General features: G+C 60.0%; 21 protein-coding genes. 10 read left to right on the top strand and 11 right to left on the bottom strand.

Features of this window, described 5'->3' with window-relative positions:
* Positions 1-61: 61 nt before the first annotated feature.
* Together glyA and WBK19_RS07105 are read right to left on the bottom strand one after the other, a co-directional pair.
* Entirely contained in the window at positions 62-1,312 is a 1,251-nt protein-coding gene (gene glyA, locus WBK19_RS07110) for a serine hydroxymethyltransferase (protein WP_511288258.1), read from the bottom strand.
* 39 nt (positions 1,313-1,351) lie between these two features.
* Positions 1,352-2,008, bottom strand: coding sequence for a histidine phosphatase family protein (locus tag WBK19_RS07105; RefSeq protein WP_511288256.1), 657 nt, complete (start codon positions 2,006-2,008; stop codon positions 1,352-1,354).
* A gap of 102 nt (positions 2,009-2,110) precedes the next feature.
* Here WBK19_RS07105 and WBK19_RS07100 point away from each other — a divergent pair, with 102 nt between their 5' ends.
* Positions 2,111-2,704: a TRAP transporter small permease subunit gene (locus WBK19_RS07100; protein WP_511288254.1), complete on the top strand. Its 594-nt coding sequence runs from the start codon at positions 2,111-2,113 to the stop codon at positions 2,702-2,704.
* Positions 2,704-4,200 carry a TRAP transporter large permease gene (locus WBK19_RS07095; protein ID WP_511288252.1) on the top strand — a complete coding sequence of 499 codons (1,497 nt, stop codon included), beginning with the start codon at positions 2,704-2,706 and terminating at the stop codon, positions 4,198-4,200. The genes WBK19_RS07100 and WBK19_RS07095 overlap by 1 nt, the downstream gene beginning before the upstream one ends.
* A gap of 56 nt (positions 4,201-4,256) precedes the next feature.
* Here the strand turns inward: WBK19_RS07095 and WBK19_RS07090 are convergent, their stop codons facing one another.
* Positions 4,257-5,180, bottom strand: coding sequence for a LysR substrate-binding domain-containing protein (locus WBK19_RS07090; protein WP_511288250.1), 924 nt, complete (start codon positions 5,178-5,180; stop codon positions 4,257-4,259).
* Positions 5,181-5,278: 98 nt separating this feature from the next.
* Here WBK19_RS07090 and WBK19_RS07085 point away from each other — a divergent pair, with 98 nt between their 5' ends.
* Together WBK19_RS07085 and WBK19_RS07080 are read left to right on the top strand one after the other, a co-directional pair.
* Positions 5,279-6,058, top strand: a complete 780-nt coding sequence (locus tag WBK19_RS07085; protein ID WP_511288248.1) for a ferredoxin--NADP reductase — start codon at positions 5,279-5,281, stop codon at positions 6,056-6,058.
* Between the two features lie 156 nt (positions 6,059-6,214).
* Positions 6,215-6,679, top strand: a complete 465-nt coding sequence (locus WBK19_RS07080) for a Dps family protein (protein WP_511288246.1) — start codon at positions 6,215-6,217, stop codon at positions 6,677-6,679.
* 125 nt (positions 6,680-6,804) lie between these two features.
* Here the strand turns inward: WBK19_RS07080 and WBK19_RS07075 are convergent, their stop codons facing one another.
* From WBK19_RS07075 to pmbA, 3 genes are all read right to left on the bottom strand, one after another.
* On the bottom strand, positions 6,805-7,893 hold the full coding sequence (locus WBK19_RS07075) for a TRAP transporter substrate-binding protein (RefSeq protein ID WP_511288244.1): 1,089 nt from the start codon (positions 7,891-7,893) through the stop codon (positions 6,805-6,807).
* Between the two features lie 197 nt (positions 7,894-8,090).
* Positions 8,091-9,179 (bottom strand): TRAP transporter substrate-binding protein, encoded by a 1,089-nt coding sequence (locus WBK19_RS07070; RefSeq protein ID WP_511288242.1) that lies wholly within the window; start codon positions 9,177-9,179, stop codon positions 8,091-8,093.
* A 154-nt stretch (positions 9,180-9,333) separates the two neighbouring features.
* Positions 9,334-10,677: a metalloprotease PmbA gene (gene pmbA / locus WBK19_RS07065; RefSeq protein ID WP_511288240.1), complete on the bottom strand. Its 1,344-nt coding sequence runs from the start codon at positions 10,675-10,677 to the stop codon at positions 9,334-9,336.
* A 67-nt stretch (positions 10,678-10,744) separates the two neighbouring features.
* On the opposite strand from pmbA, the gene yjgA reads away from it, so the two are divergent.
* Positions 10,745-11,284, top strand: coding sequence for a ribosome biogenesis factor YjgA (gene yjgA, locus WBK19_RS07060; protein ID WP_511288238.1), 540 nt, complete (start codon positions 10,745-10,747; stop codon positions 11,282-11,284).
* Positions 11,277-11,867, top strand: coding sequence for a molybdopterin adenylyltransferase (gene mog / locus WBK19_RS07055; RefSeq protein WP_511288236.1), 591 nt, complete (start codon positions 11,277-11,279; stop codon positions 11,865-11,867). The genes yjgA and mog overlap by 8 nt, the downstream gene beginning before the upstream one ends.
* Here the strand turns inward: mog and WBK19_RS07050 are convergent, their stop codons facing one another.
* Positions 11,868-13,415, bottom strand: a complete 1,548-nt coding sequence (locus tag WBK19_RS07050) for a cyclic-di-GMP receptor FimW-related protein (RefSeq protein ID WP_511288234.1) — start codon at positions 13,413-13,415, stop codon at positions 11,868-11,870.
* 177 nt (positions 13,416-13,592) lie between these two features.
* On the opposite strand from WBK19_RS07050, the gene WBK19_RS07045 reads away from it, so the two are divergent.
* The 3 genes from WBK19_RS07045 to WBK19_RS07035 are packed head-to-tail and all read left to right on the top strand — an operon-like array spanning position 13,593 to position 16,460.
* Positions 13,593-14,387: a thymidylate synthase gene (locus tag WBK19_RS07045; RefSeq protein ID WP_511288232.1), complete on the top strand. Its 795-nt coding sequence runs from the start codon at positions 13,593-13,595 to the stop codon at positions 14,385-14,387.
* Positions 14,388-14,389: 2 nt separating this feature from the next.
* Positions 14,390-15,991 carry a glucose-6-phosphate isomerase gene (pgi, locus tag WBK19_RS07040; RefSeq protein WP_511288230.1) on the top strand — a complete coding sequence of 534 codons (1,602 nt, stop codon included), beginning with the start codon at positions 14,390-14,392 and terminating at the stop codon, positions 15,989-15,991.
* Complete coding sequence (locus tag WBK19_RS07035) at positions 15,984-16,460, top strand: dihydrofolate reductase (protein ID WP_511288228.1); 477 nt, start codon at positions 15,984-15,986, stop codon at positions 16,458-16,460. The genes pgi and WBK19_RS07035 overlap by 8 nt, the downstream gene beginning before the upstream one ends.
* 55 nt (positions 16,461-16,515) lie before the next feature.
* On the opposite strand, the gene WBK19_RS07030 is transcribed toward WBK19_RS07035, so the two are convergent.
* From WBK19_RS07030 to WBK19_RS07015, 4 genes are all read right to left on the bottom strand, one after another.
* A complete protein-coding gene (locus tag WBK19_RS07030; protein WP_511288226.1) occupies positions 16,516-18,744 on the bottom strand; it encodes an Orn/Lys/Arg family decarboxylase in 2,229 nt (742 codons plus the stop codon).
* A gap of 71 nt (positions 18,745-18,815) precedes the next feature.
* On the bottom strand, positions 18,816-19,382 hold the full coding sequence (dcd, locus tag WBK19_RS07025) for a dCTP deaminase (RefSeq protein WP_226403733.1): 567 nt from the start codon (positions 19,380-19,382) through the stop codon (positions 18,816-18,818).
* Positions 19,383-19,453: 71 nt separating this feature from the next.
* Complete coding sequence (apbC, locus tag WBK19_RS07020) at positions 19,454-20,545, bottom strand: iron-sulfur cluster carrier protein ApbC (protein WP_511288224.1); 1,092 nt, start codon at positions 20,543-20,545, stop codon at positions 19,454-19,456.
* Positions 20,546-20,622: 77 nt separating this feature from the next.
* Positions 20,623-21,306 (bottom strand): response regulator transcription factor, encoded by a 684-nt coding sequence (locus WBK19_RS07015; RefSeq protein WP_511288222.1) that lies wholly within the window; start codon positions 21,304-21,306, stop codon positions 20,623-20,625.
* 197 nt (positions 21,307-21,503) lie between these two features.
* On the opposite strand from WBK19_RS07015, the gene metG reads away from it, so the two are divergent.
* Complete coding sequence (metG, locus tag WBK19_RS07010) at positions 21,504-23,594, top strand: methionine--tRNA ligase (protein ID WP_511288220.1); 2,091 nt, start codon at positions 21,504-21,506, stop codon at positions 23,592-23,594.
* Positions 23,595-23,743: the final 149 nt, after the last annotated feature.

Genomic DNA, 23,743 nt, shown 5'->3' with positions numbered 1-23,743 from the left:
CCAGCGGGAATCCAGCCATGGAGGACTGGATTCCGGGTCAAGCCCGGAATGACGAAGTCAATCACGCGCCGTAGACCGGGAACTTGGCACACAAGGCCGCGACCTTGGCGCGCACGGTGGCGGCCACAGCTTCGTCATTCGGCGCTTCGAGCACGTCGGCGACCAGATGGGCGATGGTCTCGGCTTCGATTTCGGTGAAGCCGCGAGTCGTCATCGCCGGCGAACCAATGCGGATGCCGGAAGTGACGAAAGGCTTCTGCGGGTCGTTCGGGATGCCATTCTTGTTGACCGTGATGTGGGCACGACCGAGGGCAGCTTCGGCTTCCTTGCCGGTAATGTTCTTGGCACGCAGGTCGAGGAGGAAGACGTGGCTTTCGGTACGACCGGAAACGATGCGCAGGCCACGCTCTTCACCGAGCACGCGGGCCATGACACGGGCGTTGTTGATGACCTGTTCCTGGTAGTTCTTGAACTCCGGCGTCGCGGCTTCCTTGAAAGCAACAGCCTTGGCTGCGATGACGTGCTCGAGCGGACCGCCTTGCAGGCCTGGGAAAATGGCGGAATTGAGGGCCTTTTCGTGCTCGGCCTTCATCAGGATGACGCCACCGCGCGGGCCGCGCAGGGTCTTGTGCGTGGTCGAGGTCACGACATCGGCGAAAGGCACGGGGTTCGGGTAGAAACCAGCGGCGATCAGGCCGGCATAGTGAGCCATGTCCACCCAGAAAATGGCGCCGACTTCCTTGGCGATCTTGGCGAAGCGTTCCCAGTCGATGCGCAGGGCGTAGGCCGAGGCGCCGGCGACGATGATCTTCGGCTTGTGCTCGCGGGCCAGCGCTTCCATCTTGTCGTAGTCGATGGCTTCGTTGGCATCGAGACCGTAGGAAACGACGTTGAACCACTTGCCGGACATGTTGAGCGCCATACCGTGGGTCAGGTGACCGCCTTCGGCCAGGCTCATGCCCATGATGGTGTCGCCGGGCTTGGCAAAGGCCATGAGCACTGCCTGGTTGGCCTGCGAACCGGAATTCGGCTGGACGTTGGCGGCATCGGCGCCGAACAGCTTCTTCAAACGGTCGATGGCGATCTGCTCGACGACGTCGACGTATTCGCAGCCACCGTAGTAACGCTTGCCCGGGTAGCCTTCGGCATACTTGTTGGTGAGCTGGGAGCCCTGGGCTTCCATGACGGCCTTGCTCACGTAGTTTTCGGACGCGATCAGTTCGATGTGGTCTTCCTGACGCTGCACTTCGGCCTGCATGGCCTTCCAGAGTTCAGGATCAACTTTTGCCAGGGTGTCTTTCGCGGAAAACATGTCAAATGCCTCAAGCCATTGAAAAGGGGTCGAATTTTATCACGCCGGAAGCTCATCAAGGGCGCCCGGCTCCAGATGGTCGGTTTCGCCCCAGGTTTTGAGCGTCCACTGCCCGTCGACCGTGGCAATCCAGTTGATGCCGGCGTTGGGAATCAGGAAATCGCGTGGCGTTTCGAGCGAGTTGCCACGCACGAAACGGTTAATGATGTCGAGCACCCCACCGTGCAGGACGATGGCGATGGTTTCGCCCGGATGCTTTGCCGCGAGTTGCTTGAGCTTGCCGGTGACGCGTTCAAACATGGCTAGCAGGCTTTCGCCATTCTCAAAATCGTAGTCGGCATTGCGCCCTTCGAAGGCCGCGTAGCCTTCCGGATGATTGGCTTTCGCCTCGTCGTAGGTCAGTCCTTCAAATACACCGTAACGGCGTTCGCGCATCTCGGGCACCGGCGTCGGCACCAGCCCGAGTTCGGCGCCGATCGATTGCGCCGTCGCCCATGCCCGTTTGAGGTCGCTGCTGTAGAGCGCCATAATGCCGGCCTGTTTGAGCCAGCGCCCGGCGGCAACCGCCTGACGCACACCGGTTTCGTTGAGGCCGATGTCGATCTGCCCCTGGATGCGTCGTTCCGCATTCCATTCGGTTTCGCCGTGGCGCACCAGACAGATTTGCGTTGATTGGGTTGTAGGGATTTCCACCATTCTCTGCCTCTCGCCTTCGCTGTAAATTTGGCCCACTTTGATTTTCAATTAACCCCGGCCATCTCAGAAGCCGGGAATTCTATCAACCGAGGAGAACTTTTCGTGACCCTTCTGCTCAAGCTCTCGCAGCTGATCGACTGGCTCAATGAGCGCGTCGGCAAAGGCGCATTCTGGCTGGTGCTGATCATGGCCCTCATCAGCGCCGGCAATGCCAGCTACCGCTTTGTTTTCGACGACAGTTCCAATGGCCTGCTGGAAATCCAGTGGTACCTGTTTGCCGCCGTCTTTCTGCTCTGTTCGCCTTACACGCTGCAAAAGAACGAGCACGTCCGTATCGACGTCCTGTCCGGCAAACTGTCGCCACGCGGTCTGGCCGTTATCGACATCATCGGCACCATCTTCTTTTTGCTGCCCATGGTGGTCACCGTGCTCTGGCTCTCGCTACCGCTGGTTGCCGAGTCATACAAGATTCAGGAAATGTCAGCCAACGCTGGTGGCCTGATTCGTTGGCCGGTCAAGATCCTGCTGCCTATCGGCTTTACGCTGCTCGCCCTGCAGGGCATCTCCGAGTTGATCAAGCGCATGGCCTTCCTGGCCGGGCGCATCGACGACCCGAACAACAAGGAAAAGGGCCCGACGCCTGAAGAAGAACTGGCCGCCGCCATTGCTGCAGCCAAAGCACAGGAGGCCAAATAATGGCGGAGTTCATGATTGCCAACATGGCGCCGCTGATGTTTGGCGCCCTCGTTGTATTCCTCCTCTTCGGCTATCCGGTCGCCTTCGCGCTGGCCGCCAACGGCATCCTCTTCGGCCTCATCGGCATTGAGCTCGGCCTGCTTCACCCGGCACTCTTCCAGGCTCTGCCGGAGCGCATCTTCGGCATCATGGCCAACGACACGCTGCTGGCCATCCCGTTCTTCACCTTCATGGGACTGATCCTCGAACGATCAGGCATGGCCGAAGATCTGCTCGACACCATCGGCCAGCTGTTCGGCCCGATTCGTGGCGGCCTGGCCTTTGCCGTCATCTTTGTCGGCGCGCTGCTCGCCGCGACGACCGGCGTCGTCGCCGCCTCGGTCATCTCGATGGGCCTGATCTCCCTGCCCATCATGCTGCGCTACGGCTACGACAAGAAGCTGGCCTGCGGCGTCATCGCCGCCTCCGGCACGCTGGCGCAAATTATCCCGCCGTCGCTGGTACTGATCATCATGGCCGACCAGTTGGGCAAATCAGTTGGCGACATGTACGAAGGCGCGATGATTCCCGGCCTTATCCTGACCAGCCTTTATGTCGGCTATGTCGTACTGGTCACCTTCATCAAGCCCAACGCCGCCCCGGCCCTGCCGCCGGAAGCCCGCACCCTGCGCGGTTTCAAGCTGATGTTGCGGGTCGTCACGACGATGGTGCCGCCGCTGCTGCTGATCTTCCTCGTTCTCGGCACCATCTTCCTCGGCATCGCCACGCCGACCGAAGGCGGCGCCATGGGCGCAGCCGGTGCGCTGGCGCTGGCCATCGGCCGCAAGCGCCTGAGCTTCAAACTGCTCAAGCAGGCCATGGAAACGACCGGCAAGCTGTCCTCGTTTGTCGTTTTCATCCTGGTCGGCTCGACGGTTTTCGGCCTGATCTTCCGGGCGGTCAATGGCGATCTGTGGGTTGAGCACTTGCTGCTCGGCCTGCCGGGCGGCCAGGTCGGCTTCCTGATCGTGGTCAATCTGCTGGTCTTCCTGCTCGCCTTCTTCCTAGACTTCTTCGAACTGTCCTTCATCATTGTGCCGCTGCTCGCTCCAGTAGCCGACAAGTTGGGCATAGATCTGGTCTGGTTTGGCGTGCTGCTCGCGGTCAATATGCAGACTTCGTTCATGCATCCGCCTTTCGGCTTCGCGCTGTTCTACCTGCGTTCGGTGGCGCCGAGTTCGATCAAGACGACCGACATTTATTGGGGTGCCATTCCCTTCGTCTGCATCCAGATCATCATGGTCGCGCTGATCATCATCTTCCCGAACATCGTCAGCTACGGCGACGAGGCACAAAAGGAAATGCAGCGCCTCGAGAAGGAAGGCAAGGCACCGGCCGCCGTCGATCTCGACTCGCTGATGAAGCAAAGCGAAGAGGAGCCCGACGAGAAAAAGGAAGGCAACGAGGACGCGGATGCGGCAGCTCTGCTCAAGGGCCTGCAGAGCGACAGCAAGTAATTGCGCCAGCTCGCATCAGGGCGGGGTCTGCGGACCCCGCTTTTTTTCGTCCAAACTCAGGGAATGAAGGGTAAGGCCAGTTCGTTCGTATCGTTTGCTTCACCGGACAGGCGACGACATTCCTCAATGAACATCCGGGTCGCCGTGCTGACATGGCGCTGACGCTGGCGGACGAACTGGAAGCGGCGGCGTAGCGCCAGTTCCGGCGTTTTGATCTCAACCAGACTGCCGCGCCGCAGTGCTTCGCGCAGGGATAGCCGCGACAGGCAACCGACGCCCAGGCCGGATTCTACGGCGCGCTTGATCGCCTCGGTATGCTCAAGCTGCAGACAGACATCGGGATCGACGCCGATGGCCCGCACGGCCCGGTCGAACAGGGCGCGCGTTCCCGAACCCGGTTCGCGAACGATCCATTTTTGTGCCGCCAGCACGGTCGACCGCGCCAATCCGGCCGCCGCCAGTGGATGCGAGGGGGCACAGAAGACGACCAATTCATCATCGAGCCAGGGCTCGAAAATCAGATCGGAATCACTCGCTTCGCCCTCGATCAGGCCGAGATCGAGCTCGAAGCGGCGCAGGCGTTCGATCACCTGCTGCGTATTGCAGACACTGAGATCGACCCGGCTACCGGGGTTCTTTTGCAGGTATTCAACGACGACCAGAGTTGCCAGGTAGTTGCCGATGGTCAGCGTCGCGCCGACGGCGACGGGCGCCAGCCGGCCACCGGCCAGGAAGCCCTCGACCTCGCTGGCCCGGGCCAGCATGTCCTCGGCCTGTGGCAGCAGGCCGCGCCCGCTTCCATTGAGACGCAGCGATTTGCCAATGCGGTCGAACAGCGGGCAATTGAAATGGCGCTCGAGTTCGAGCAGGGCTGTGCTCGCCGCCGATTGCGACATGTTGAGTTGCGCCGCGGCCCGCGAAACATTTTCCAGGCGGGCGATGGCGGCAAAGACTTCAATCTGGCGCAGGGTAATTTTCATATCTGCATTTTAGATTACCAATATACAAATTACCCGCTTTTATCAATAAACGATACCGCCTAAGATGGGTCACATTCTGTACAAGAAGGAGCATCAGCATGAGCAATCTGGCCACCGAAACCGTTACCTCCGTCCATCACTGGAACGACAGCCTGTTCACTTTCCGCACCACCCGCGACCCAGGCTTGCGCTTCACCAACGGCCAGTTCGTGATGATCGGCCTGGAGGTCGATGGCCGCCCGCTGACCCGCGCCTACAGCATCGCCAGCGCCAACCACGAGGAATATCTCGAATTCTTCAGCATCAAGGTGCAGGACGGCCCGCTGACTTCCCGTCTGCAGCACCTCAAGCCGGGCGACCCGCTGCTGGTCAGCAAGAAGCCGACCGGCACCCTGGTTCTGCGCGATCTGAGGCCGGGCAAGCGCCTGTTCATGTTCGCCACCGGCACCGGGCTGGCGCCGTTCATGAGCCTGATTCACGACCCCGAAACCTACGAGCGTTTCGAGAAGGTCATCCTCATCCACGGCGTCCGGTGGACCAATGAGCTGGCTTACCACGACTACATTGTCCAGGATTTGAAGGAGCACGAGTACTTTGCCGACTGGGTCAAGGAAAAGCTGATCTACTACCCGACCGTGACGCGCGAACCCTTCCGCAACGAAGGGCGCCTGACCGACCTGATCGAGTCCGGGAAATTCTTTACCGACATCGGCCAACCGCCACTCGACCCGGCCACTGACCGTGCGATGATCTGCGGCAGTCCGGCCATGCTCGAAGACACCGCTGCCATGCTCGACGCCCGTGGTTTCGAGGTCGGCAACCATCACACCGGCAAGCTCGGCGACTACGTCATCGAACGCGCCTTTGTTGAAAAATAGCCATTACTTCCGGTTGACCGTGGAAGGCGGGCAAGACTATCTTGCACATAGCCAAAATGAATTGGCAGCGCACAGATAAGACGCGCATCATTCAAGCGTTGCCAGACCAGTTTGTTTCTGGTCAAACGCCCACCTGATCAACGAAGGGAGAACATCATGGATATCGGAATCACCAAGAAGGATCGCGAAAAAATCGCCGAAGGCTTGTCCCATCTGCTGGCCGACTCATTCACCCTCTACCTGAAAACCCACAACTTCCACTGGAACGTCACAGGCCCGATGTTCAACACGCTGCACGTGATGTTCATGGACCAGTACACCGAACTGTGGAACGCGCTGGACCTGATTGCCGAACGCATCCGTGCGCTGGGCGTCGCCGCCCCCGGCACCTACAGCGAATTCGCCAAGCTCACGGTGATCAAGGAAAGCGAAGGCAAGGTTTCGGCCGAGGACATGATCAAGCAACTGGTCGCCGGCCAGGAAGCCGTCACCAAGACCGCCCGTGGCATTTTCGCCATCGTTGACAAGGTTGGCGACGAGCCGACCGCCGACCTGCTCACCCAGCGCATGCAGATTCATGAAAAGAATGCCTGGATGCTGCGCAGCCTGCTGGAAAAATAGACCGCTACGGTCTACCGTAAAAAACGGCCAAATTTGAAATCCTCAATCGGCCAGACGTAAAAAAACCCGCGAAGTTCGCGGGTTTTTGATTTTGGCCGATATTTCCGGTTGACCGTGGGATTCGATTACTTGCCGGTCTGCAGGAATCCGTCCATCCGTCGTTCGGCCAGACTGAACCAGGCCGACTGCGTTCGACGGTATTTGTCGTACTCGGTGAAGATTTTCTTGAACTCCGGATTCTTGCCGGCTTCATCAGCGTACAGGTCGGTCGCAGCCTTGTAGGTCGCCTTGAGGATTTCCGGCGAAAACTCCTTGACCTTGACACCGTTCTGCATGAGCTTGGCCAGCGCGGCCGGGTTCTTGTGGTCGTATTCAGCCATCATCGTCACGTTGGACTCATAGGCTGCGGCCTGGAAGGCTTCCTGGTACTCCTTCGGCAGCTTGGCCCATTCGGCCTTATTGACGAAGAAGTGGATGACCGGGCCCGGTTCCCACCAACCCGGGTAGTAGTAGTTCTTGGCGACCTTGTAGAAGCCAAGCTTTTCATCGTCGTACGGACCAACCCACTCGGCCGCGTCAATGGTGCCTTTTTCCAGCGCCGGGTAGATGTCACCACCGGCGATCTGCTGCGGCACCACGCCGAGGGCCGAGAAGACGGTGCCGCCGAGACCGGCGATGCGCATCTTGATCCCCTTGAGGTCGGCCACGGTCTTCACTTCCTTGCGCCACCAGCCGCCCATCTGGGTGCCAGTATTGCCGCCGGCGAAGGAGATGACGTTGTAGTTGCTGTAAAAGTCGTCGAGCAGCTTCTGGCCGCCGCCATAGTAGATCCAGGCGTTCATCTGGCGCGCCGTCATGCCGAACGGAATCGAGGTGCCGAAGCCGAAGGTCTTGTCCTTGCCAACGTAGTAATACGAACAGGTGTGGCAGCATTCGACGGTGCCTTGCTGCACGGCATCCAGCGCCTGCAGGCCGGGGACGATTTCGCCACCGGGGAAAACGCGGATGTCGAACTTGCCGCCGGTCATCGCGCGCAGGCGATTGGCCAGCACTTCCGCACCACCGTAAATGGTATCCAGACTCTTCGGGAAGCTCGAGGTCAGGCGCCATTTGATATTGGGCAGTGCCTGGGCGATGGCCGGGGCGGCCAGGGTGGTGGCAGCGCCGGCAACAGCACCGACAGAAGCCTTCTTGAGAAAATCACGACGTTGCATATTGTCTCCTTATTCGCGTTAGTGAGCATCTTGCCAACAAGCCGTATCGATTCTTTACCAATTTCCGGCTTTTTGCCATAGGGAAAACCCTCGCAGCATGACATTGACGACGACCGGCTACGCCCGAAAGCAGCAATAAAAAGGCTGGAACAACGCACGCTGCCCAGCCTCTTTCTCCCAACAACAATCAATGTCGCTTAGCGATGGGCCTGATTGAACTGGTCCATCGGCATTTCCGCCACCGCAAACCAGGCACGCTGGCTCTTGGCATACTTGGAGTAGGAATCGTAGATCTTCTTGAAGGCCGGATTTTTGGCTGACTCGTCGGCGTAGAGCTGCAGGGCCGACTTGTAGGCGGCTTCCATGATTTCCTTGGAGAAGGCATGCAGCTTGACGCCGTTTTGCAGCAACTTGGCCAGGGCGATCGGATTCTTGTGATCGTACTCGGCGGTCATTGTCACGTTGGCTTCGGCGGCGGCGCAGGCGAATGCAGCCTGGTATTCCTTGGGCAGCTTGTCCCATTCCTTCTTGTTGACGAAGAATTCGAGACAGGTGCTCGGCTCCCACCAGCCCGGGCCGTAGTAATTCTTGGCTACCTTGTAGAAACCCAGCTTCTCGTCGTCGTAAGGACCGATCCACTCGGCGGCATCGATCGTACCCTTTTCCAGCGCCGGGTAGATATCGCCGGCGGCGATCTGCTGCGGCACGACGCCGAGCGGCGTCAGCACGGCACCGCCCAGGCCGCCGATGCGCATCTTGATGCCTTTGAGGTCGGCCACGGTCTTCACTTCCTTGCGCCACCAGCCGCCCATCTGGGTGCCACTGTTGCCGCCCGGGAATGAAACGCAGTTGTAGCCGGCGTAGAACTCGTCAAGCAACTGTTGTCCGCCACCCTGGTACATCCAGGCGTTGGTCTGGCGGGCATTCATGCCGAACGGGATGGTCGTGCCGAAAGCGAAGGTGCGATCCTTGCCGACGTAATAATAGGAAGCAGTGTGGCAGCACTCAACGGTACCCTGCTGCACGGCATCCAGCGCCTGCAGGCCGGGAACGATTTCACCGCCCGGGAAGACGCGAATGTCGAACTTGCCGCCGGTCAAATCACGCAGGCGATTGGCCAATTGTTCGGCACCGCCGTAAATGGTATCCAGGCTCTTCGGGAAGCTGGAAGTCAGGCGCCACTTGATGCTCGGCAGATCGGCGGCAATCGCCGGCGCGGCGATGGTGGCGGCGGCACCGGCGGCAGCACCGATGGAAGCCTTTTTGAGAAAATCACGACGTTGCATCTTGTCTCCTGGACAGTGAATTTTTGAGGTTTTTACAACAGACCCCATTCTAGGAAACAGAATGAAAATTGCGATTGGAGAAAACCCGATTGGGAAAATCCCTAATTGCCAGTCAAAAACACCCAATCCGCATCACGCTCACCAACAAAACTGGTCAGTCGCCAGCCACCGTCATCCGGTCAAGCATGATCGAGCCGGTCTGCTTCGAGCCGCGGACCTGAACGTCGTTGCCAACGGCGACGATGCCGGCCAGCATGGCCTTGAGATTGCCGGCAATGGTGATTTCCTCGACCGGATAGGCAATCTTTCCGTCCTCGATCCAGAAGCCGGCGGCGCCGCGCGAATAGTCGCCGGTCACGTAATTGATACCGTGACCGAGCAGTTCGGTAACGAGCAGACCGCGGCCCATCCTGGCCATCAGGCCTTCAAGATCGAGCTCGCCGGGCTGGATGACCAGATTATGGCTGCCGCCGGCATTGGCTGTCGTCTGCATGCCCAGCTTGCGCGCCGTGTAAGTGCTCAGGAAGTAGCCCTGCAGGATGCCGTTGGCGACCAGATCGCGATCCTTCGTTGCCACACCATCGCTGTCGAAGGACGCACTGCCCAGGCCGCAGGGAATGTGCGGGCGTTCGGCGATGTTGATGAAGTCCGGCATGATTTTCTTGCCGAGTTGATCGATCAGGAAAGAGGATTTGCGATACAGCGCCCCGCCGCTCGCCGCATGCACCAGACTGCCGAGCAGGCCGCCAGCCAGCGGCGCTTCGAGGATGATCGGGAACTCACCAGTCTTGACCTTGCGGCCGCCCAGCCGCGCCACGGCGCGTTCGGCCGCAATGCGACCAACCTGCGCCGCGTCATCCAGGCGCTTGGCGTCGCGATGCGTCGTATACCAATCGTCGCGCTGCATCGCATCCTGCTCGCCGGAAATCACCGAGCACGAAATGTAATGGCGCGAGGTCGGATAGCCCCCCATGAAGCCAAGGCTGTTGGCCGAGACGAAATGGGCCTGCTGCGTCGAGATCGACGCCCCTTCCGAATTGCTGACCAGCGGGCTGGCCTCGAAAGCGGCCTGTTCGCACCGGCGGGCCGTCTCGATCGACTCTTCGACGGTCAAGGCCCAGGGATGGTACAAATCGAGATCCGGGTAATCCTTGGCCATCAACGCCGCATCGGCCAAGCCGGCACAATCGTCTTCAGCCGTGAAGCGGGCAATATCTAGTGCCGCCTCAACCGTTTCGCGCAATGCCTGAGCCGAAAAATCGGAGGTGCTGGCGTAGCCCTTGCGCTGACCAGAGTAGATCGTGATGCCGATACCCTTGTCGCGATTGAACTCGATGGTCTCGACCTCGTTGCAGCGCACCGTCACCGACTGGCCGAAACCTTCGGAGACATCGACCTCACAGGCCGTCGCCCCCTTGCTCCTGGCGTGCTTGAGCACATCCTCGGAGAGTTGCTGCAAGGTGGCGTGGGAATAGGAAAATGCGGCAGTTTCGGACATGGAGGCGGCGTCGGAGCGGGAAAGTCGCTATCATAACAGCCCGTTATTGCCTGCACCGGACGTACCCATGCAAGAAGAAGATTTCACCGAAGACACCGGCCGCCCCTCCAAGACCAAAAAGAAGGAGGCGATGCATGAACTGCGCGATCTCGGCGAAGAACTAGTCGAGCTTTCGGTCGGCCAACTGAAGGCAATCAAACTGCCGGAAAATATTTTCGAAGCCGTTCGCGAATGCCAGAAGATCACCGCCCACGGCGCCCATCGCCGGCAGGTGATGTACCTCGGCAAGCTCATGCGCGGCGTCGACGACGAGCCAATCCGGGCCGGCCTGGCCATGCTGCGCGGCGAATCGTCAGCCGAAACGGCCCGCCTGCATCGGCTGGAGCGTTTCCGCAACCGCTTTCTCGAAGACGAAGCCTACCTCGCCGAAATTGCCGCCGTCTGGCCGTCTATCGATCAACAGCACATGCGCCAGTTGCGCCGCAATGCGCTGAAAGAACAGGAAAACAACAAGCCGCCGAAAAACTTCCGAGCCATTTTCCAGATCCTGCAGGAACTGGACAAACAGGGTACGCCGGCGGCAGAAGAGGAAACTGGCGATGAGTGAAGAACTGATTGTCGGCCTCGTCTCGATCAGCGATCGCGCCTCGCTTGGCGTTTACGAAGACAAGGGTATCCCGGCCTTGCAGGAATGGCTGTCGGCAGCCCTGAGCACGCCGTGGCGCGCCGAAACGCGCCTGATCGCCGACGACCGCGAGACAATTGAAAATACGCTGATTTCTCTGGTTGACCGTAGCAATTGCCATCTGGTCCTGACCACCGGCGGCACCGGCCCGGCCCTGCGCGACGTCACCCCGGAAGCGACGTTGGCCATAGCCGACAAGGAAATGCCGGGCTTTGGCGAAGAAATGCGCCGGATCAGCCTGAATTTCGTGCCGACCGCCATCCTGTCGCGGCAGATCGCCGTCATCCGCAAGCAGGCGCTGATCATCAACCTGCCCGGCCAGCCGAAATCGATCAAGGAAACGCTGGAAGGCGTCCGCAACGCTGACGGGACGGTCGCCCATGTCGGCATTTTCGCCGCCGTGCCTTACTGCATCGACCTGATCGGCGGCCCCTACGCCGAAACGAACGAAGCGGTCATCAAGGCTTTCCGTCCCAAATCGGCGATTCGGGCCAGACAGCCGTAATCAGCCGAGCGGGCTCCGGCGGTAACGCGCCAGTTCGTAATCACCCGTCTGCTCGACCAGTGAAATCGGCGTCAGCTGAAAGCGCTTGCCATCCCGGGCGTACTCCATGCTGTCGCGCGGATCGAAAGTCATCGGCGGCAGAATTACCCGAAACTCGTCGGGTTCGTTGCCATCGAGCAGCATCAAGGCTGGCGTTGCGCCTGCTGCCGCCATGTAGATGGAAGTGCCCCGCGGCCGGACCTCGATCGAAACAGCCTTGGTAGCCAGCGCCTGAATGCCGACGCGGGCATCCTTTTCGGATAGCCGGTGATAACGGCGAACCACCCCGAGCAGCCAGTTGTCGCCGCCTTCGGGCTGCATGGCGAGCAGGGCACCGACCTTCAGCCATTCGCCGGGAATGCTGTCGAGCAAGGCACCGAAGCCGCCACGGCTGACATTTTCGGCAACCCAGTTCTCGGTCGGCAAACCGGCCGGGCGACCGCCAAACTCATCGGAGAACACCACGAAAGCGTTGACCAGCCCGTTCAGCACAGACATCCGGTGCGTCACGCGATGACGGTCGTGCAGGCGCTGCGGCGGGATCGGCGACAGGTAGTTGGTCAAATGGCGGAACACTGTGACCAGCAGCTTGACGGGATACTGCCCGCCCAGGCTGACCTCGGCCGGCATGTCGCCGCCCCGCTCGAGGCTCTCGAGCACCGCCCGCATTGCCTCATGGGCCGCACCGGGCTTGAGAAAACGCTGGGTCGGTGCGGCTTGCGCCGGCATGCGGGCCAAACGTTGTGGCGGCAGGGCCAGTTTGAGGTCGACCCAGTAAACGCTGTCAATCTGGGCCTCGGCCGTAAACACGAAGCCCGGCAGAAAATGGGCGATCACGTACTCGGCAAGCTCTATGCCGACAGGCAGCAGACTATCGAGCGATGCCGCCTGGAAAATCATGACCTTTTCGTATTCCTGCTGCGGCGAGGTCATGCCACTTCGGCCCGGCAAGGCCACGGCCCGGCTCGCCACGCCCGCCTCCTCGGCACTCAGCAAGGCCCGCCCGAGGCTCTGCCAGGACGTATCCGGCGACGGGCCATAGTGGAATTGCTCCCACTTGAGGGCGCGCCCGAGCGCAACAATCAGACGAACGCACAAGCTTGGCAGCACCGCCTTCGCCAGGTCGCCAGGCCGGATTTTGTCGCCGACCGATAGCAGGCAGCGCTCATAGGCTGCGGCCAGCCGGGTCCAGAAGCCATAGTTGATCGACCACAGGCGATTTTCTTCGGATTTCGACAGACGGGTAGCCCCGAAATATTCGCGGGAAAGTCGTTTGAGATGCGGCTGTGCCGCCTCGTCGAACTGCTCGAGCACCTCGTACAAGGTGCTGGCGGGGAAATTACCGACTCCGTCCAGCGATTCCAGCCAGCCGGAAATTTCGTCGAGCGCCTTGAAGGCGTTGTCCGTGGGCAATTCGCTCATGACCCGGCGCAGCTCGCGCGCATTGGCCAGTGGATGATCTGTTTTCTGGGCAAACATACCGCCCAGATTGGCAACCTTGTTAAGCACTGCTCCCTCCTCGAATAATTTCTTTTTCCAGTGTAGACCGATATACCGCCTTCTGCCGTGAGCAATTTCCACGCTTTGAAATATTGGAATTAGATAATCACAATTCTGCGGGCAGACGATGATTGTGTCTGCCATGTAAAATAGATCGCTTATTGATAGCCTCGGACAGCCGACTCGATGCAGCCCTACCTTGACCTGATGCGCCACGTTCTCGACAACGGGCACGACAAATCCGACCGCACGGGGACCGGCACGCGCTCGGTCTTTGGCTGGCAGATGCGCTTCGATCTGGCCAAGGGCTTTCCGATGGTGACGACCAAGAAGCTCCATCTGAAATCCATCGTGCACGAATTGCTGTGGTTCCTGCAGGGCGACACCAACATTGCCTACCTCAAGGAAAACGGCGTCCGCATCTGGGACGAATGGGCCGATGAAAATGGCGACCTCGGTCCGGTTTACGGCAAGCAGTGGCGCCGCTGGGAAACCCCGGATGGCCGCCTGATCGATCAGATCACGCAACTGGTCAGCAGCCTGAAGAACAATCCCAACTCGCGTCGCCACATCGTTTCAGCATGGAACCCGGGTGACGTGGACAGCATGGCGCTGCCGCCCTGCCACTGTCTGTTCCAGTTCTACGTGGCGAACGGTAAGCTGTCCTGCCAGCTCTACCAGCGCAGCGCCGACATCTTCCTCGGCGTACCTTTCAACATCGCTTCCTACGCCTTGCTGACCATGATGCTGGCGCAGGTCTGCGGTTATCAGCCAGGCGATTTCGTCCATACCTTCGGCGACTCGCATATTTACGCGAACCATTTCGACCAGGCCAAACTTCAGCTTTCGCGCGAAACACGCCCGCTACCGACGATGTGGATCAATCCCACGGTCAACGACATTTTTGCCTTCAAATTCGAAGACTTCCGTCTCGACGGCTACGAGCCGCATCCGCACATCGCCGCCCAGGTGGCCGTCTGATCATGCAGGTGCCTCTGCGCCCCGCCTGGCTCGCGCTGTCCGAACACGCGCGCAGCATCAAGCATCGCCACCTGCGCGAGTTGTTTGCAGCCGATCCAGCCCGCTTTTACCGGTTCTCGGTGCAAGCTGACAATTTCCTGCTCGACTACTCGAAACAGCGACTCGACCAGCACACCATGGGTCTGCTCCGGCAACTGGCCGAGCAAGCCGGCTTGCCGACATGGATGGAGCGGATGCGTAACGGCGAGCCGATCAACCACACGGAAGGACGCGCTGTTCGCCATGCCGATCTGCGTGCTGGCGGCGCCGCGCCGGCCGAGGTCAAGAGCGTGCTGGCCCGTCTGGCCGGCTTTTGCGAACAGATTCACAGCGGCCAATGGCGGGGCTTTTCGGGGGATCGCATCACCGATGTCGTCAACATCGGCATCGGCGGCTCCGACCTTGGTCCGCGAATGGCCGTCCGGGCGCTCGGCGCCTTTCACCAGCCCGACGTCACGGTGCATTTCGTCTCCAACCTCGACAGCGCCGATCTGGCCAGCACCCTAATCCACCTCAACCCGCGCAGCACGCTGTTCATCGTCGCCAGCAAAACCTTCACGACGCTGGAAACGATGGCCAACGCACGTACGGCGAGAAACTGGGTGCTAGCCGCCGCAGGTAACGAGCAAGCCATCGCCCGCCATTTCGTCGCGGCATCGACCAATCTGGCCGCCACGGCCGAATTCGGCATTGCCCCGGAAAACGTCTTCGAATTCTGGGACTGGGTAGGCGGCCGCTTCTCGATGTGGTCGGCTATCGGCCTGCCAATAGCGCTGGCCGTCGGCTTCCGCCATTTCGAACAGTTACTGGCTGGCGCCCACGCCATGGACACGCATTTTTTCAATGCGACCCCCGAAGGCAACCTGCCACTGACGCTGGCGCTGATCGCGCTGTGGAACACCAATTTTCTCCGCGCCCACAGCAACGGCGTGTTCCCCTACAGCCACTCGCTGGCCTTGCTCCCGTCGCACTTGCAGCAACTCGAAATGGAGAGCAACGGCAAGCGCGCCAACCGCGACGGGGTGGCTGTCGATTACCCGACCAACCCGATACTCTGGGGCGAAGCCGGCACCAACGGCCAGCATTCGTTCTTCCAGCTGCTGCACCAAGGCAGCGAGCTGGTCGCCTGCGATTTCATTGCGCTGGGCAAATCCGACTTTCCGCTGCCCGGCCACCACAGCGGCCTGCTCGCCAACTGCCTGGCGCAGTCGTCGGCCTTGGCCTTCGGCCAGACCGTCGACGAAGCGCGGGCCGCCGGCATTCCCGAGCATTTGTTGCCGTTCCGCCGCTTCCCGGGCAATCAGCCGTCATCGACGCTGGTTCTGCCCGAACTGACACCTTTCACGCTGGGCCAGCTCATCGCCCTCTATGAGCACAAGGTCTTCTGCCTTGGCGTGCTGTGGAACCTCAATTCTTTCGACCAGTGGGGCGTCGAACTCGGCAAGCAACTGGCCGGCAAGCTCGCCCCCTGCATTCGCGACGAGGCACCAACTGACGGTCTCGACCCGTCGACGCGCGGCCTGATCAACCATTTACGCCGTTTCCGGAGCGAACCCCATGACTGAAGTCGTCGTCATCGCCGCCGTGGCGAAGAACCGCGTGATCGGCAAGGACAACCAGCTGATCTGGAATATCCCGGAAGACATGGCGCACTTCAAGGTGCTGACTGCCGGCCACACGGTGATCATGGGACGCAAGACCTGGGAATCGCTGCCGCCGCGCTTTCGCCCGCTGCCCGGCCGCCGTAACATCGTGATCAGCCGACAAACCGACTACCCCGCCCCCGGAGCCGAATTGGCCGATTCCCTGGAAAATGCCCTGAAACTGGCGTCGTCCGCCGACACCGTTTTCATCATCGGCGGCGAGCAGATCTACGCGCAGGCGATGGCGCTGGCTGACCGTCTCGAAATTACCGAAGTCGACCTCGAACCCGAGGGCGATGCATGGTTTCCCGAGATTTCTACGGTCAACTGGAAAAAAACGTCAAATTTGAAAAGCGTAGGCTGCGCTTTCGTGACCTACCGGAAGCAGTAATTCATCGTCGCGGCGCAGCGGTCAGCCCGCTGCGCCGGACGACGATTCGTGCCAATCAGCGCACGCAATCCACGTAATAACGCCCATCCCCGCCCTTGACCAAGCCATGCACGTCGGTCTCGAAGCCCGGGAAGGCGGCATTGAATTCACGGGCAAACTTCAGGTAGTTGCAGATCGTCGCGTTGAAGCGCTCGCCCGGAATCAGCAGCGGAATACCCGGCGGGTAAGGCGTCAGCAGCACGGCCGTGACGCGGCCCTCCAGTTCGTCGACGGGCACCCGTTCGATGTCGCGGTGCGCCATCTTGGCGAAGGCATCGGCCGGACGCATGGCCGGCACCATGTCAGACAAATACATCTCGGTGGTCAGGCGGGCCACGTCGTTCTGCTTGTAAACGCTGTGGATCTGCGTGCATAGGTCGCGCAGACCGACGCGCTCGTAGCGCGGGTTCTTCTGCACGAACTCGGGCAGCACCTTCCACAACGGATGGTTCTTGTCGTAGTCGTCCTTGAATTGCTGCAACGCCGTCACCAGCGTGTTCCAGCGGCCCTTGGTGATGCCGATGGTGAACATGATGAAGAAGCTGTACAGGCCGCACTTCTCGACGATAACGCCGTGCTCGGCCAGGTACTTGGTAACGATGGCGGCGGGGATGCCGAATTCGTCGGCGAAATCGCCATCGACATCGAGGCCCGGGGTGATGATCGTTGCCTTGATCGGGTCGAGCATGTTGAAGCCGTCGGCCAGATTGTTGAAGCCGTGCCAGCGCTCGCCCGGCTTGAGCATCCAGGCTTCGCGTTCCTCGATGCCCTCTTCGGACAAATCGTCCGGACCCCAGACCTTGAACCACCAGTCGGCGCCCCACTCCTCGTCGACCTTGCGCATGGCGCGGCGGAAATCGAGGGCTTCGGCAATCGATTCCTCGACCAGCGCCGTACCGGCCGGCTCTTCCATCATCGCCGCCGCCACATCGCAGGAGGCGATGATCGAGTACTGCGGCGAAGTCGAGGTGTGCATCAGATAGGCTTCGTTGAAGATGTCGCGGTCGAGCTTCTGGTTCTCGGCATCCTGGACCAGGATCTGCGACGCCTGGCTCAAACCGGCGAGCAGCTTGTGCGTCGATTGCGTCGAGAAAATCATCGACTCCTTGCAGCGCGGACGGTCGGCGCCGATGGCATGGTAATCGCCATAGAAATCGTGGAAAGCGGCGTGCGGCAGCCACGCTTCGTCGAAGTGCAGCGTATCAATCTTGCCATCCAGCTCCTGCTTGATGTCCTCGACGTTGTAGAGGATGCCGTCGTAGGTCGACTGGGTGATGGTCAGGACGCGCGGCTTGGCCGTCTTGTCGGTAATGAACGGGTTGGCCGCAATCTTTTTCTGGATGTTCTCCCAGAGAAACTCGCTCTTCGGAATCGGCCCGATGATGCCGAAGTTGTTGCGCGTCGGCATCAGGAAAACCGGGATCGCCCCGGTCATCATGATGGCGTGCAGGATGGACTTGTGACAGTTGCGGTCGACGACCACGATGTCGTTCGGCGCGACGGTCGAGTGCCAGACGATCTTGTTCGACGTCGAGGTGCCGTTGGTGACGAAGTATAGGTGGTCGGAATTGAAGATGCGCGCCGCGTTGCGCTCGGAAGCGGCAACCGGCCCCGTGTGGTCAAGCAGCTGGCCGAGTTCCTCGACGGCATTGCAGACGTCGGCACGCAGCATGTTCTCGCCGAAAAACTGGTGGAACATCTGGCCGACCGGCGACTTCAGGAAAGCGACGCCGCCCGAATGACCCGGGCAATGCCAGGAATAAGAGCCGTCCGCCGCGTAATGGACCAGCGCCCGGAAGAACGGCGGCGGCAGCGAATCAAGATAGGCGCGGGCTTCGCGCTTGACATTGCGGGCGATGAACTCCGGCGTGTCCTCGAACATGTGGATGAAGCCATGCAGCTCGCGCAGCACGTCATTCGGAATGTGACGCGAGGTGCGCGTTTCGCCGTGCAGGAAGATCGGGATCTCGGCATTGCGATTGCGGATTTCCTTGACGAAGGCGCGCAGCTCGGCCAGCGTCTCTTCCGGCTCCAGCGCCAGTTCCTCGTCATCGATCGACAAGATGAAAGCCGAGGCGCGACTCTGCTGCTGGGCGAACGAGGTCAGGTCGCCGTAGCTGGTGACGCCCAGCACTTCCAGACCTTCCTTCTCGATGGCTTCGGCCAGCGCCCGGATGCCAAGGCCGGAGGTATTCTCCGAGCGGAAGTCTTCGTCGATGATGATGACGGGAAAGTGGAAGCGCATGGTGAGTCCTTAAAATGCGGCGACCCGCCGCAGCGGGTCACAGAATAAGACGATTTCGTTACGATCTGACGTCAGATTTTCGGCAAAGTAACACCGACCTGCCCCTGGTACTTGCCGCCACGGTCCTTGTACGACGTCTCGCAGACTTCGTCGGACTCGAAGAACAACACCTGGGCGCAACCTTCGCCAGCGTAGATCTTGGCCGGCAGCGGCGTCGTGTTGGAAAACTCCAGCGTGACATAACCTTCCCACTCGGGTTCGAAGGGGGTGACGTTCACGATGATGCCGCAACGGGCGTAGGTGCTCTTGCCAAGACAGACCGTCAAAACCGAGCGCGGAATGCGGAAATACTCCATCGTGCGCGCGAGGGCAAACGAATTCGGCGGAATGATGCAGACATCGGACTCAATCTCGACGAAAGACTTCGGATCAAAGTTCTTCGGATCGACGACAGTCGAGTTGATATTCGTGAACACCTTGAATTCGCGGGCACAGCGGATGTCGTAGCCGTAGCTCGAGGTACCGTAGGAAACAATTTTCTGACCATTGGCTTCGCGCACCAGCTCTGGCGAAAACGGCTCGATCATGCCGTGCTCTGCCGCCATCCGGCGTATCCACTTGTCTGATTTGATGGTCATTTTTTATCGTCCGCGCCACAAAAAGCAAAGGCGGGATTTTACCCGCCTTTGTCTGGGGATTTGGCAAAAAATTAGGTGTTTTGCACGACGATGTTGGGGAACTTCGAGGTCATGTCCTTGGCTTTCTCGCCAATCTTGATCGCCACACGGCGAGCGATGCCACGATAGATCTCGGCTGTCCGGGAATCCGGCGCGCCGACCACGGTCGGCTTGCCGCCATCGGCCATCTGGCGAATCGCCATTTCGAGCGGCAGACTGCCGAGAAATTCGACGTTGTAATCAGCACACATCTGCTCGCCGCCGCCCTCGCCAAAAATATGCTCTTCGTGGCCGCACTTCGAGCAGATGTGGATGCTCATGTTCTCGACGATGCCGATGATGGGAATATTCACCTTCTCGAACATCTTCAACCCCTTGCGCGCGTCGATCAGCGCGATGTCTTGCGGCGTCGTGACGATCACGGCGCCGGTCACCGGCACCTTCTGGGCCAGCGAGAGCTGGATGTCGCCGGTGCCCGGCGGCATATCGACGATAAGGTAGTCGATATCGTTCCAATTGGTCTGACCCAACATCTGGTCGAGCGCCTGCGCCACCATTGGGCCGCGCCAGACCATCGGCGTCTCGACATCGACCATGAAGCCAATCGACATCGCCTGCACGCCGTAGGCCTCAAGCGGCTCCATGCTCTGGCCATCCTTCGACTCCGGCTGCTGGCCGGCCAGGCCGAGCATTTGCGGCTGCGACGGACCATAGATGTCGGCGTCGAGAATACCAACCCGAGCCCCTTCCTGAGCCAGCGCCAGAGCAAGATTTACGGCCGTCGTACTCTTGCCGACCCCGCCCTTGCCGGAAGCGACGGCGATGATGTTCTTGACCCCCGGCAACAACTTGACGCCAAGTTGCACGGAATGGGCGACGATCTTGCTGAAAACATTGGCGGACACGTTACCGACCCCAGGGAGGGTGCGCACAGCAGCGATCACCTGCTTGCGGATCGGATCGATCTGGCTTTTTGCCGGGTAGGCCAGTTCGATGTCGAACGACACGTCGTCGCCATCGATTTTCACATTCTTGACCACCTTGCCGGCTACGAAATCCTTGCCGGTATTGGGGTCGACCGCAGCAGAAAGCGCCGCCCTGACTTGCTGTTCTGAAAGACTCATGGAAACTCCGGTTTTGGGGTGAGCAACGGGCAATACCCGAGTGATTTTGTCCAGTATACCCAAAACGTTGGCAGAAATCAGCCTTGGTGGACAGTATCCAGACGGTAGCCCTGCCCATAGACTGACGACAACATCAGCCCGCTTTCACCCGCCAGCCCCAGCTTCTTGCGCAGACGGCTGGCATGGGTATCGACGGTACGCGTATCGACACCGGCATCACGCGCCCAGACGCTGCTCAGCAGCTCATCCCGCGACAGAACGCGACCGACGTTGTGCAAGAGAATGACGGCCAGTTCGAATTCGCGCTGGGTCAGATCGACATCGACCCCGGCCAGCTTGATCCTCCGACCTTCCATGTCGATCTCGATGCTGCCGAACTGTACAGTGGCCGGACGCACTTGACGGCGGCGCAACAGGGCATGAATCCGTGCCATGAACTCCATGTAGCGGATCGGCTTCGGAATATAGTCATCAGCCCCGAGACGAAGGATGTCGGAAGCAGCCTCCTCATCGGTGCGGCCCGTGCAGAAGACAACAGGAACCTCCCAACCGCACTTTTCGCGCACATGGCGGAGCACTTCGTCACCGCCAATGTCAGGCAGCACCCAGTCAATGACAAAGAAATCGAAGCTTCGGGTCTGGAGCGCCTCGACGCAGGACTTCCCATCCACAAACACTTCAACCTGATGCCCCTCGCTCTTCAACAGCGCCTTGAGCACTTCGGCCTGGCTTCTACTGTCCTCAACCACCGCAAAAATCATAGATCCTCCCGTTCCGCGGCGAATTCTGCGCCCTTCGTGCAGCTTCGGCAATCATTCATCGATCATGTTTTACCAATCGAGCACACTGGTTTACGTTCTCTAACAATTTTCACGAAAGTGTGTCCGCGGGATTTGTGAATCGCCTCCCTGCTTCCTCGCGGTAAAATTGCCCTTTATTTTTCCAGCCTTGCCCACCCATGTCGCGCAAAATTCTCGTCACTTCCGCCCTGCCCTACGCCAACGGCGCCATTCACCTTGGCCATCTGGTCGAATACATCCAGACCGACATCTGGGTAAGGTTCCAGAAGATGGCCGGCAACGAATGCTGGTACGTCTGCGCCGACGATACACATGGCACGCCGATCATGCTCCGTGCCGAAAAGGAAGGCATCACGCCGGAAGCGCTGATCGCCCGTGTCCATGGCGAGCATTCGCGCGACTTTGCGGGATTTGGCGTCGGCTTCGACAATTTCTATAGCACCAACTCGGACGAAACCCGCGACTGCGCCAACGACATCTACCTCAAGCTGCGCGCCGCCGGCCTGATCGAAACGCGGACCATCGAGCAGTACTACGACCCGGTCAAGCAACTGTTTCTGCCCGACCGCTTCATCAAGGGCGAATGCCCGAAGTGCGGTGCCAAGGACCAGTACGGCGACAACTGCGAGTCCTGCGGCGCGGCCTATGCGCCAACCGACCTCAAGGAACCCTACTCCGCCATCTCCGGCGCCAAGCCGGAACTGCGCAACTCCGAGCATTATTTCTTCAAGCTCTCCGACCCGCGTTGCGAGTCGTTCCTGCGCCAATACACCAGCCGTGACAACGGCGTGTTGCAGACCGAAGCCGCCAACAAGATGCAGGAATGGCTGGGCGCCCCCGGCGAGAACAAACTGACCGACTGGGACATATCACGCGACGCCCCCTACTTCGGCTTCGAAATTCCCGACGCGCCGGGCAAATACTTTTACGTCTGGCTCGATGCGCCGATTGGCTACATGGGCTCCTTCAAGAACCTATGCAGCAAGAACGGCCTTGATTTCAACGAATACTTCAAGCCGGATTCGACGACCGAGCTCTACCACTTCATCGGCAAGGACATTCTCTATTTCCACGCGCTGTTCTGGCCGGCTGAGCTGCAACACGCCGGCTACCGCACGCCGACCAAGATCTTCGCGCACGGCTTCCTGACGGTCGACGGCGCCAAGATGTCAAAATCGCGTGGCACCTTCATCACCGCCCAAAGCTATCTCGACACTGGCCTTAACCCGGAATGGCTGCGCTACTACTACGCCGCCAAGCTGTCGGCCAGCATGGAAGACATCGACCTCAACCTCGAAGACTTCGGCGCCCGCGTCAATTCCGACCTGGTCGGCAAGTACGTCAATATCGCCAGCCGCTCGGCCGGCTTCATCACCAAACGCTTCAATGGCCAACTGGCTCCTGCTGCCGCCGACCTGCCGGCCATCAGGGCTATCCAGGAAGCAGCCGGTCGCGTCGCCGAGCTTTACGAAGCCCGCGAATTCGGCAAGGCCATGCGCGAAATCATGGCGCTGACCGATGCCGCCAATCAGTACGTCGATAGCGTCAAGCCCTGGGAACTGGCCAAGCAGGAAGGCCGCGAAGTTGAACTGCACGCGGCCTGCACCAATGCGCTCAACCTGTTCCGTCTGCTCACCGTGCTGCTCAAGCCAATCCTGCCGGTGGTGGCCGGCAAGGTCGAGAAATTCCTCAACATCGCGCCGCTCAACTGGACCGACGCGCAAGGCCTGCTTGCCGCCGGCCACGGCATCAATACCTACGAACACCTGATGACCCGCGTTGATCCGAAACAGATCGAAAAGCTGGTCGAAGCCAACAAGGAATCGCTGGCTCCGACGCAGGAGCAGCAGTCACCCCAGCGCCATGCTGAACATCAGCAGAACGAAGTCAAGGCCGAAAGCCCGTGGGAGCCGTTCTGCAACATCGACGACTTCATGAAGGTCGACCTGCGCATCGTCCGCATCGCCAACGCCGAACACGTTGAAGGCGCCGACAAGCTGGTGCGACTGACCCTCGAGGTCGGTAACAACGAAACGCGCAATGTCTTCGCCGGCATCAAGGCTGCGTACGACCCGGCGCAACTGATTGGCCGACTGACCGTGATGGTGGCCAATCTGGCACCGCGCAAGATGAAATTCGGGTTGTCCGAGGGGATGGTCCTGGCTGCTTCGGACACCGAGGGCAACACCCCGGGGATTTTCCTTTTGTCGCCCGATTCAGGCGCTCAACCCGGGATGCGAGTGAAATAAATTGATGCCGTCCGAAACGGTTGGCGCAGCAAGGAATCGCCTGCTGCGCCGCAGCAAAATTGTGACACAACCTAAGGTTTCACTTTAACTTAGCTAGCCAATCTAGCTATACCGTTTAGGCTTTTGGAACTATCCACAAAAACTGTGGA

This window comes from Azonexus sp. (assembly GCF_049652925.1).
In the GTDB taxonomy this organism is placed as follows: Bacteria; Pseudomonadota; Gammaproteobacteria; order Burkholderiales; family Rhodocyclaceae; genus Azonexus.
The sequence above is the reverse complement of the archived record's forward strand: the minus strand, read 5'-3'. Positions and strand labels throughout refer to the sequence as shown.